Raw genomic sequence first — 10,545 nt, 5'->3', positions numbered from 1 at the left:
GTACCCACAATCGTTTTTCGCTGTTCGGTCAAATTACCGATGCAGAAATGCATTTGAACGATGCCGGGAGGATGGTTGAACGGTGTTGGAATGAAATACCTGTGCATTTTCCACATGTTGAATTGGATGCATTCGTTGTTATGCCCAATCATGTTCACGGGATTGTGGTTATTGCCGATTCACCATCCGTTGGTATTTCATCCGTAGGGGCGAAAAATTTTTCGCCCTTACACACAATTTTGCCCAACCTGCGAGGACAACCACCAATAACGCCCCTACAGGCCCGACGGCCACAGGGCACATCAAAAACCATCGGTTCCATTGTTCGTGGGTTCAAAATCGGGGTTACAACATGGATGCGTCAAAACACAAATGTCCATGACGTATGGCAACGTAATTACTGGGAACACATCATCCGTAACGAACCGGAATTGAATCGCATCAGGGAATATATCCGCGACAATCCTGCAAATTGGGTTTCGGATTCATTGTACGTCGTAAACTGAACGCTGCAAAACCATTTGAAAATTGCCATTCATTTTGTACAATAGGGTTGTACGTTAATAGATAAATGGAAATATAATGGCGACCATTGCGGTGAGTGAGTTGCGTTCCAACCTGAAAAAAGTGATGCAACGCGTTGAACATGGTGAAACAGTTGAGGTTACCTCAATGGGCAAAGTAGTTGCCCATATTGTACCTCCAGTAAACACGCAAAAGATTGCACGCTTGAAACTGAAGGAGATTTCCGGAACGGCGGTTCTGCACGACGTGCTTTCACCTGTTGATGAACAATGGGAGGCAGGGAAAGAGTGATCACCGTTGATACGCACATCATTCTATGGGATGCCCTCCAGCCGGAATTGCTGAGCAATAAGGCCAAATCTGCATTACAAAAGGCCAATGATTCAGATGGGATACTTTTCTGCTCAATTTCCTTGTGGGAAATTGCCATGCTCATGAAGAAAAAGAGAGTTGAAATCGATTTATCGTACTCTGAGTTGATTGATTTGCTCAAGGCAGCAAACAATTATGTTTTTCAGGAAATCACTCCGGAAATTGCGCAGCTCTCTGCAACCCTTCCCGCAACAATCAACAGTGATCCGGCAGACAGAATCATCAGCGCATCTTCTCTTGTGACAAAAACTCCGCTGTTAACCGCAGATCGCAACCTTCGGGCCGCCCCGATGCTTCATACGATCTGGTGAATTGAGAAAAGCTCTGCCAAATAATCAACAAACGTTATGCGTGCAGTGGAATAAAGCGAAATACTGCGTATATTAACCTCGTCAGCTTCCTGCATATAAGGCACAAAGCAGTGTTGTTATGCCGATCCGCCTAAGAAGCAAAAATAAAATCGATTCAATACGATAACTGTTTTTTATGCATGAAATTAGCAGCATTTTGAATTGTATGTACATAGCGTCTTATATGGGTTATAAATCAAAAATCTACAGTTTAGGCGGATCCATCTAATTATTGTTAGACCCTTCCTTGCTATCCTTGTCTTATAATTGGGAAATTATGAAACTCACTGACAACGAAAAACGCGAAATTCTAAAACTCCTCGAATCGGACAGACCTTTGCCCGATAAATATCGTTTTCTTCTATTTGACGATAAGCGCGAAGTGGAATTGATTTGGAACGGCAAAAGTAACGAAGTGACAAATATCGTTTTGCCTTTTCAAGTCATTGAGCAGGTGGACGAACCACGCGCCGAAAAATTAGCCGATACCGCTTTACAAATGTCCATGTTCGACACACGCGGAAGGCAGAAGTCAGGTTGGACAAATAAACTCATTTGGGGCGATAACAAGTTAATTCTTTCGTCTTTGAAAAATGGCGCCATGCGTGAAGAAATTGAAAAGAATGGCGGAATCAAACTGATTTACATTGACCCGCCTTTCGATGTCGGCGCAGATTTTTCAATGGATATTGAAATTGGCGATGACACTTTCACAAAAAGACCAAATGTATTAGAAGAACTCGCCTACCGCGATACTTGGGGAAAAGGCGCGGACAGTTTTATTGCCATGATTTATGAACGCCTGATTATCATGCGCGACTTACTTGCGGACGATGGCAGTATTTATGTTCATTGTGATTGGAGAGTAAGCGGCTATTTGCGGCTATTAATAGATGAAATATTTGGGAAAGATAACTTTCAGCGTGAGATTGTTTGGAGAATCGGATGGTTGTCTGGCTATAAAACCAAAGCAAAAAATTGGATACGCAACCACGAAACGATTCTTTTTTATACCAAAAGTAATGAGCGCTTTACTTTCAATAAAGAATACATACCTTACGCAGATGATTATGTAAGACGAGATGGAAAAAAACCGGAAGGACTTGGGTATCCAATTGAAGATACATGGAATTGTAGCGAAGCTGACAAGATGGATTCAATTCAGATTATGAGTTTTTCTTCTGAAAAAACAGGCTATGCAACCCAAAAAAATGAAAATTTGCTTGAGCGCATTATCAACGCTTCATCCAACGAAAATGACATTGTTGCAGATTTCTTTTGTGGCTCTGGCACGACTTTAGCCGTTGCCGAAAAACTCAACCGCAAATGGATTGGTTCAGATTTAGGCAAGTTTGCCATTCACACCACGCGCAAGCGCATGATTGGCGTTCAGAGAGAATTGAAAAAGGAAGGTAAGGATTTTCGCGCTTTTGAAATTCTCAACTTGGGCAAGTATGAACGGGCGCATTATATCGGCGTAAATCTCAATCTGCGAGAAGAAGAACAAAAGAAACAACTCGAACAACGCGAGAAAGATTTTATTGCCTTGATTCTCCGCGCATATCGAGCCGAAATCGTTGAAAACTTCCGCACTTTTCACGGCAAAAAGTCAGGGCGCATGGTGGCGGTAGGTTCGGTCAATTTACCTGTCACCCGTTTATTTGTAGAAGAAATCATTTTGGAGTGCCGAGAAAAGCATATTTCCCGCGTGGATATTCTCGCTTTTGAATTTGAAATGGGCTTGTTTCCCAACGTGCAGGAAGAAGCCAAATCCAAAGGCATTGACCTTGCGCTCAAATATATTCCGCGTGAAGTCTTTGACAAACGCGCCATCGAAAAGAATCAAGTTGTCTTTCACGATGTTTCTTATATCGAAGTCAAGCCGATTGTCAAAAAGAATACTATCGCAGTGGAACTGGCCGACTTCTCCGTTTTCTATTCCCAAGATTCTGTCGAAAACGCTTCCGCTTCCTTGAAAGATGGCGGCAACAAAATCGTGGTGGAAAACGGGGCGATTATCAAAGTCTCAAAGGATAAAGCGGGCATTATCACCCGTGAAATCCTTACAAAGAAATGGACAGATTGGATTGATTATTGGGCGGTGGATTTTGACTTTGAAAACAAGCGCGAGATTGTCAGAGTCCGAACCGATGTTGCCCCAGGGGAACAAGTCACGCTCAAAGGCATGGAAAATCCACAGGCAGGTTTACCGATTTTTGAAGAAATCTGGACAGGCGATTTTATTTTTGAAAATGAATGGCAATCCTTCCGCACCAAGAAAGACCGTTCGCTTGAACTCAAAACCCCGCCGCACGAAGTCCCCGCAGGACGGCGCAAGATTGCCGTCAAGGTTGTGGATATTTTCGGCAACGACACCATGAAAATTTTAGATGTCACTGTGACAGGCAAATAATGGCAATTCACCCCGCATTCCCCACTTCACCTTATGAAGTTTTGAATCCTGAACATCGTTGGTTTCCCGCCGATGAAGATTTGCGCGATTCTGCCTATGACAAACTTGTACCACCGTTTGTCAATAAAATTCGCAGAGAAGTAAAAACATGGCGCGAGAATCAATATGAAGGCGCAAGCGGGACAAGCAAAGCCTTATTAAATTGGTGGTTCAACCGTCAGCACATCCGCGAAGACCTGAAAGAATTTCAATATTATTTTGCCCAGCGTGAATCCGTTGAAACGGTCATCTATTTGTACGAAGTGGCAAAAGTCAAAGATAAATATGACCTCATGCGCTACGATTCGTCAGGCGCAGTTTCAACAGGTATGTTCGATGAAGATTGGCTCAGGCTTGTCGTAAAAATGGCAACGGGCAGCGGTAAAACCAAAGTGATGAGTCTTTTCATTACATGGTGCTACTTCCACAAACTTTATGAAGAAGATTCGCAACTCGCCACAAACTTTTTATTGGTTGCTCCCAATATCATCGTGCTTGACCGCTTGCGGACAGACTTTGACGGCTTGAAAATTTTCTTCCAAGACCCGCTTTTACCTGATAACGGGTACGAAGGTCAAAACTGGCAGGATGATTTTCAAATGACCCTGCACATTCAAGATGATGTTTCCATTGTTCGCAAAACTGGAAATCTATTCCTGACCAACATTCACAGAGTTTATGCGGGAAACGACATCGAGCCAAGTTTCGATGACGAGAATCTCGAAGATTATTTTCTAGGCACACGTCCCACAGGCAAGACCAATGAATCAAAAATAGATTTGGGAGTGATTGTACGCGAAATTGACGAGTTGGTAGTTATCAACGATGAAGCGCATCACATCCACGACAGCAAACTTGCATGGTTCAAGTCTATTCAAGATATTCACAACCGCTTGAAGCAGAAAGACCATTTTCTATCGTTGCAACTGGATGTGACCGCCACACCGAAACACAACAACGGCGCGATTTTCGTTCAGACCGTTTGTGATTATCCGTTAGTTGAAGCCATCATTCAAAACGTGGTGAAACATCCCGTTCTTCCCGACTTCGCCAGCCGCGCAAAACTTGTCGAGAAAAAGAGTTCAAAATTTACGGAAAAATACGGCGATTACATTCATCTTGGCGTGGAAGAATGGCGCAAGGTTTATCCCGAACATGAAAAACTTGGCAAGAAAGCCGTCATGTTTGTTATGACCGATGATACAAAAAACTGTGATGATGTTGCAGAGTATTTGGAAAGCACTTACCCAGATTTCAAAGACGCTGTACTTGTCATTCACACCAACAACAACGGCGAAATTTCAGAATCAGATTCAAAGAAAAGCAAGGAAGAATTAGAGTTACTTCGCAAGCAATCCAATCAGATTGACACATGGGACAGCCCGTATAAAGTGATTGTTTCTGTGTTAATGCTCAAAGAAGGTTGGGACGTGCGAAACGTGACAACCATTGTAGGCTTGCGGGCGTATGCTTCAAAAAGCAATATTCTTCCCGAACAAACTTTAGGGCGCGGCTTGCGCCGAATGTATCTTGGGGCAGACACAACCGAATATGTAAGCGTAGTTGGAACAGAGCCATTTATGGATTTTGTCGAATCCATCAAAAGCGAAGGCGTGGAACTGGAACGGAAACCAATGGGAGCAGGCACAGCCGCACACGCGCCCATTATTATTGAAGTGGATAACGAGAATGTCAAAAAAGATGTTGATAAACTCGATATTGAAATTCCCGTTCTCACTCCGCGCATTTACCGCGAATACAAACGGCTTGAAGACCTTGCGCTTGATTCCTTTGGCAATAAGAAAGTTGAATACAAACAATTTTCCGAAGCAGAAATGCGCGAGATTATTTTCAAGGATATTACAACGGGCGAAATTAATCACAGCACTTATCTTGATTCCGCCGCCGTTACAGATTATCGAAGCGTGATTGGCTACTTTGCCCAAGTGATTATGAAAGACTTGCGCCTTGTCAGCGGGTACGATGTTCTTTATGGAAAAGTAAAGGAATTTATCGGGCAATATCTTTTTACTTCCGCCGTTGATATTGACGACCTGAACACGATTCGCAATCTTTCAGAACTTGAAGCCACGAAAACGATTGTCGAAACTTTCAAGAAGAAAATCAATGAATTGACCGTTCAAGATAAAGGAAGCGCAGAGATACGCGACTCAATCAAACTCAGGCAAACCCGCCCGTTTGTCGTCAAAGAGCAAGGTTATCTCATCGCACAAAAAAGCGTTTTCAACAAAATTGTTGGAGACAGCCACCTTGAATTATTGTTCGCTTCATTCCTTGAAAAATGCGATGATATTATTTCCTACGCAAAAAATTATTTTGCCGTGAATTTCAGAATTGATTACGTCAATGCCGATGGGAATATTTCAAACTACTATCCTGATTTCATCGTGAAAACAAGTCCGAAAGATATTTGCATTGTCGAAACAAAAGGGCTTGAAGATTTAGACGTTCCGCTAAAAATGGAACGCTTGAAAAAATGGTGTGAAGATATAAACGCCACGCAAAATAAAATCCGCTTCGATTATGTCTTTGTCGAAGAAGAAGAATTTGAAAAGTACGCTCCGAAATCATTTGGCGAACTCGTAAATAATTTCAGGAAGTACAAAGACAAAGAGCGGGTCTAACAAAGCGTGCACCTGACGTGTGGGATTCTGCGGCATTTTCGAGCATTTTCCTCGCTTCGAGTTTTTCCTGCTCCCAAGCATTGTCCACGCCCGCCCACACGCAGGTAACGCAAACCGTTAGCCAGCAAACCCAAGCCATGCACTTAGACACGCGAGACTTCGGCGGATTCAGCTTCTGGCTCGTTGGCCCGCTCGAAATTCAGCGCACTGCGAATGGCCAGCTCAAAGAGTATGTCCATCCGCTACCCGAAGGCGTTCGCCCCAATCGCTACTCCGCCGGTCCATTCTGCAAGTTTGGACTACCTGCGGCCCCGAATGCGGCAGGTGTTTATGCCGTGGTCGTTGGCGAAGAGCTGCGATATATCGGTGAGTGCGCCGATCTCGTGGCGCGATTTAGCTCAACTGGGTACGGGTTGATCAGCGCTCGGAATTGTCATGAGGACGGACAGAGCACCAATTGCAAGCTGAATTCGCGCGTGCTCGCCGAAGCAAAGCGTGGCTACATCGCGCAAGTGTGGTTTCACAGCACGGAGGACCGAAAGGCCGTCGAGGCGCTCCTGATCACAAACCTTACACCAATCTGGAATGGGCGAGGCGCTCCGGTCGAGTCACGCGCGAGAGTGGCGAGCAAGCGGAGGAAGTACATGCCGGCCGCCGACGTGGAAGCACTCTCTGAATCGCGAGGTAAGTCCGTGCGTGAGCGAGTGGCGATTCCTCGCGAACCTCGCACCCAATCGGGGGCCGTGACCTATGACTTTCGACAGACTCTACTCGACCGTTTCGCGGCGGCTGAGCGAGAAGGCGTGACGAGTCTACTAGTAAAGGCAGGCGACCTCCATCGCGAAGTTGGCGGATACCCCGGCCTGAAACACCGGATGCCGAGCTGCTGTGCGGCGCTACGCGGCGCGATGCAACCCGGTGACCAGTTCATCTACGTCCCGCCAAAGGGCAACGGGGCCAGCCTGACGATAGAGTATCGATTACCCCGTGGGAATTGAGAGACCGAAACGCTGTGGCGGAGCCTCGCCAGGACGTTTGCTGGCTAACCACGCGTTGGTGCCCGACGACCGGGCGGCCGCGGCACAACGCTGGCGTTAACTGCTTTGTGGGGAACTATGCAGACTGAAAACTATAGGAATTGGCTTACGGCCCAGAACTACCAGGGCGGCACTGTCACCGCCCAGATGCATAGGGCTGGGAGGGTGGAGGAGCACTATGGCGATCTCGATAAGCTATACGCCGAGGATCGATTAGAGGGCGTGGTCCGAGCGCTGACATACACCACGCAAGATCGGCGAAACAATAGGCCTAATGAAACGAAAATTCCCTTTGAGGGAAACGTATATAACAACTTGGCGTCATACCGTGACGCCGTCCGACGGTATCGTCGTTTTTTGGAAAATGACGCAGAGAACTTTGAGCCTGAAGATGTGGCGGTGGTCGATATTCCCGAACCTGAGGTACAGCCGCAAACAATTGGTCTTGAAAAAGACTTGCAGGCTGCTGTTCGTAAGAACATCGACCAAATAGAACAAGGGCTCCGCATTACTGATAATGGTCGAGAACGTTCGGTTGAAACCGGATATATAGACATCACAGCAGTTGATTCCGATTCAACACCCGTAGTTATAGAGCTAAAGACAGGGGTGGCTGGGCAGAGGGCTGTTGCTCAGATATTGAGTTACATCGGAAGCGTGATGGAAGAGGAAGGAACCGATCGGGTTCGCGGTATCTTGATAGCGTCTGAGTTCGACAGAAGGGCACGCGCTGCTGCCAAAGTCGTTCCAAACTTGACATTGATGCGCTATCAGTTTTCCTTTCAGTTTTTCCCGGAATAGTGGAATAGGCGTTATGCAGACGGCGGCTAACAAGGCGCTCAACCCTGCCGTCCTGACGGGCGTCGGGTTAGCTCCACGATGGCGCGGACGCTACGCGCCGCGCCATCGGCGAGATAAATCAGGACTGGAACCCGCCACACTTTTCGATTTATTGTTTCAATAAACATGGTCAATGATGAATACTCAGAGGTCTTCCACGTAGGAGACGGGGATTGCATTTCGGCGATCGACAGTTCTCTACCAAGCGTTCTTGGGACGTACGTCATCGTGAAATGGATGGAAGTCGCGAGCGCCAAGAACATCCGTCAGCACTTGGGCGAAGGTCAGATTACAGTCGGTAGGGCGATATCCATAGAGCACAACTTGATGGTGCGGCGCGGTGAGGACGTGGAGATCATCTCGACGATCCAGAAGCGCGAGAGGAGAGAAGTGGTCTTCGCGATTGAAGCAAGGAGCAACGGCAAGACCGTTGCGACCGCCTCACATGAGCGGGTCATCATACCAACAAGACTCCTATATCGGATCATGAGCACCTAGGCTCCGGAGGGCCCAACAAACCAGATGCAGCGAACCTGGCGATGACGCTCTGCTTGGCAATCGAAGGTCAGTGGCGCAAGGTCGCTGACCCGGAGCGTTAGGCGGCAGCGCGCCCATCACAATGACTAAGCCACCAGAAATCGAAGCGAAGGCAGCACCCACGCCACAGAGGATTGAGACTGTGAAGAAGCTGTACGACCTCTGGACGGCTGACAACCAGATGCTGAATACAAAGCTCTCACAGCTATTTGTCGTCAATTCGCTGCTGCTTGCAGTGCTGTCTCTCTCACTGAACGGCAAAGCACCCGGGTTGATTCCTGTCGCTTGCTTGTTTGGTTTGGCGTTTTCAGCGTTGTGCTTCTTTTCCTTGCGACGGACGCTTGCATATCGAGCTTGGTACAGAAAGAAACTGGTGGCCATGTGCGGTGACGACGCGCTTCCGTATTTGCTACCAACGGCAGAGGACGAGCAGAGAGAGTTTGCACCCACGGCTCGCATCGCATCACATGTTCCCGGCTATGTACTCAGCGTCGTTTCGTGCATAGCTTGGGTAGTCGGGTTGGTTGTGTGGCTCGTTCGTTGATCACAATGATTGGATTGCCGCCTAACCATGCGCTGCAGCGAACCCGGCCATCGCATCGCGGTTGCCATCGTGGCGTCCCGACTACAATGAGAGTCAAGGATGTTGTTCTCCTGGAAGCGGTATTGGCTGATTGAAGTGAAGGCAGGGTGTATTCCACCTATGAAAAAAGGAGAGAAGTGGATAACAGAGGATGCCTCACGAGTGATTGTTTTTTCCTCATGAAATTTCTTTGAATGTCATTTCCACTCCAACTGCCTTGAGGACAGCTTTTACGGTCTCATAGCGAGGATGTGCTCCCGGACGCAATACCTTGTACAAGCTTTCACGACCAAGGCCTGTTTTTTTTGCTATCTCAGTCATTCCTTTCGCCCGTGCAACATCACCCAGTGCCGCAAGGAATACCTCCGGATTTGGGTCTTCTGCTGTTACCTTGAGGTATTCGACAATCATTTCATCGTTGTCGAGATAGTTGACCGGATCAAAATTCCGGAGTGTCACAGTGTTCATAGTTTCCGTTCCTGATTTCACGGGCAAGTGCTTTAGCACGAATAATGTCTTGCTGTTGTGTCCCCAGTTATTGATGATACTGACAAGCAGGGGAGTCCGATGAGTTTGTTGTTTACATTTTGATATACATACTTTTAGGGGAAAGAGGGATGAAATTTGATGGATTCGACCGGGATAGCGGTAATCGTTTTCATAGCTCAACCCATTCCGGCAATGCAACTCCCGTTGCTCCCGAATAAAGCACTTCAGGAGCAATATCAACCTCACCGTTCCATGTCACTACGCCAAGTTCTGTACTGACTGAAAAATTTTTAAAATAGTCAGGATTTTTCAGCTTCTCGAAAACACCGACTTTTTCAAGATATTTACAGAAATCAACTATACCCCTCTTGCCATCTTCAAAAACCAACTCCAGTCGGTAATTATCGATATACCTTGCTGCAACAACATCAGGTGTAATCATTATTCTCCTATGTCAAAGGCAATTGCCCTGATTGCGTGTTGTGATTTGTCTATACAATAATTATACGTAATATATGGAAAAAATACGGTATAGGGCAAACACAGGTTCGCCCCTACAGGCAACAATTCACACCATCGCATCATCCATGAAATGCGATCCCTCCCAAAATCATCACCGCCGTTCCATCAGGTTATCGAGATACGATTATTCCCGGTCGGGGGCCTATTTCATAACCATTTGTACCCACAATCGTTTTTCGCTGTTCGGTCAAAT

Annotated in this window: 11 protein-coding genes; 9 read left to right on the top strand and 2 right to left on the bottom strand. The window is 46.6% G+C overall.

Annotated elements, in window-relative coordinates; all coding sequences use genetic code 11:
- From BOO20_RS05825 to BOO20_RS05785, 9 genes are all read left to right on the top strand, one after another.
- Positions 1-506: transposase (locus tag BOO20_RS05825; RefSeq protein ID WP_076791310.1), on the top strand; the 506-nt coding region annotated here is incomplete at its 5' end.
- 76 nt (positions 507-582) lie between these two features.
- On the top strand, positions 583-816 hold the full coding sequence (locus tag BOO20_RS05820; RefSeq protein WP_076791304.1) for a type II toxin-antitoxin system Phd/YefM family antitoxin: 234 nt from the start codon (positions 583-585) through the stop codon (positions 814-816).
- Positions 795-1,208, top strand: coding sequence for a type II toxin-antitoxin system VapC family toxin (locus tag BOO20_RS05815; protein ID WP_083694575.1), 414 nt, complete (start codon positions 795-797; stop codon positions 1,206-1,208). Before BOO20_RS05820 ends, BOO20_RS05815 begins: the two co-directional genes overlap by 22 nt.
- A 316-nt stretch (positions 1,209-1,524) precedes the next feature.
- Positions 1,525-3,660, top strand: a complete 2,136-nt coding sequence (locus BOO20_RS05810; RefSeq protein ID WP_076791307.1) for a site-specific DNA-methyltransferase — start codon at positions 1,525-1,527, stop codon at positions 3,658-3,660.
- Positions 3,660-6,344, top strand: a complete 2,685-nt coding sequence (locus BOO20_RS05805; RefSeq protein ID WP_076791303.1) for a DEAD/DEAH box helicase — start codon at positions 3,660-3,662, stop codon at positions 6,342-6,344. The genes BOO20_RS05810 and BOO20_RS05805 overlap by 1 nt, the downstream gene beginning before the upstream one ends.
- Before the next feature lie 803 nt (positions 6,345-7,147).
- Positions 7,148-7,342, top strand: coding sequence for a hypothetical protein (locus BOO20_RS05800; RefSeq protein WP_198935425.1), 195 nt, complete (start codon positions 7,148-7,150; stop codon positions 7,340-7,342).
- Between the two features lie 117 nt (positions 7,343-7,459).
- Positions 7,460-8,182, top strand: a complete 723-nt coding sequence (locus tag BOO20_RS05795) for an endonuclease NucS domain-containing protein (RefSeq protein WP_076791301.1) — start codon at positions 7,460-7,462, stop codon at positions 8,180-8,182.
- A gap of 165 nt (positions 8,183-8,347) precedes the next feature.
- Positions 8,348-8,719, top strand: a complete 372-nt coding sequence (locus BOO20_RS05790; RefSeq protein WP_076791299.1) for a thioesterase family protein — start codon at positions 8,348-8,350, stop codon at positions 8,717-8,719.
- 121 nt (positions 8,720-8,840) lie between these two features.
- Positions 8,841-9,302: a hypothetical protein gene (locus BOO20_RS05785; RefSeq protein ID WP_076791298.1), complete on the top strand. Its 462-nt coding sequence runs from the start codon at positions 8,841-8,843 to the stop codon at positions 9,300-9,302.
- 216 nt (positions 9,303-9,518) lie between these two features.
- Here BOO20_RS05785 and BOO20_RS05780 read toward each other — a convergent pair whose 3' ends face one another.
- Positions 9,519-9,809, bottom strand: a complete 291-nt coding sequence (locus BOO20_RS05780; RefSeq protein WP_076791296.1) for an addiction module antidote protein — start codon at positions 9,807-9,809, stop codon at positions 9,519-9,521.
- 190 nt (positions 9,810-9,999) lie between these two features.
- Positions 10,000-10,272, bottom strand: coding sequence for a DUF2442 domain-containing protein (locus BOO20_RS05775; RefSeq protein WP_076791294.1), 273 nt, complete (start codon positions 10,270-10,272; stop codon positions 10,000-10,002).
- Between the last annotated feature and the right edge of the window lie 273 nt (positions 10,273-10,545).

Source organism: Chlorobium sp. KB01, assembly GCF_001975465.1.
Lineage (GTDB): Bacteria > Bacteroidota > Chlorobiia > Chlorobiales > Chlorobiaceae > Chlorobium.
Note: the sequence above shows the minus strand (reverse complement) of the source record. Positions and strands in the feature narration are given on the sequence as shown.

What these genes read in the sequence shown, in the direction of transcription:
- BOO20_RS05820 (WP_076791304.1), top strand. Translation starts at nt 583, where the DNA reads ATGGCGACCATTGCGGTGAGTGAGTTGCGTTCCAACCTGAAAAAAGTG.
- BOO20_RS05815 (WP_083694575.1), top strand. Translation starts at nt 795, where the DNA reads ATGGGAGGCAGGGAAAGAGTGATCACCGTTGATACGCACATCATTCTA.
- BOO20_RS05810 (WP_076791307.1), top strand. Translation starts at nt 1,525, where the DNA reads ATGAAACTCACTGACAACGAAAAACGCGAAATTCTAAAACTCCTCGAA.
- BOO20_RS05805 (WP_076791303.1), top strand. Translation starts at nt 3,660, where the DNA reads ATGGCAATTCACCCCGCATTCCCCACTTCACCTTATGAAGTTTTGAAT.
- BOO20_RS05795 (WP_076791301.1), top strand. Translation starts at nt 7,460, where the DNA reads ATGCAGACTGAAAACTATAGGAATTGGCTTACGGCCCAGAACTACCAG.
- BOO20_RS05790 (WP_076791299.1), top strand. Translation starts at nt 8,348, where the DNA reads ATGGTCAATGATGAATACTCAGAGGTCTTCCACGTAGGAGACGGGGAT.
- BOO20_RS05785 (WP_076791298.1), top strand. Translation starts at nt 8,841, where the DNA reads ATGACTAAGCCACCAGAAATCGAAGCGAAGGCAGCACCCACGCCACAG.
- BOO20_RS05780 (WP_076791296.1), bottom strand. Translation starts at nt 9,809, where the DNA reads ATGAACACTGTGACACTCCGGAATTTTGATCCGGTCAACTATCTCGAC.
- BOO20_RS05775 (WP_076791294.1), bottom strand. Translation starts at nt 10,272, where the DNA reads ATGATTACACCTGATGTTGTTGCAGCAAGGTATATCGATAATTACCGA.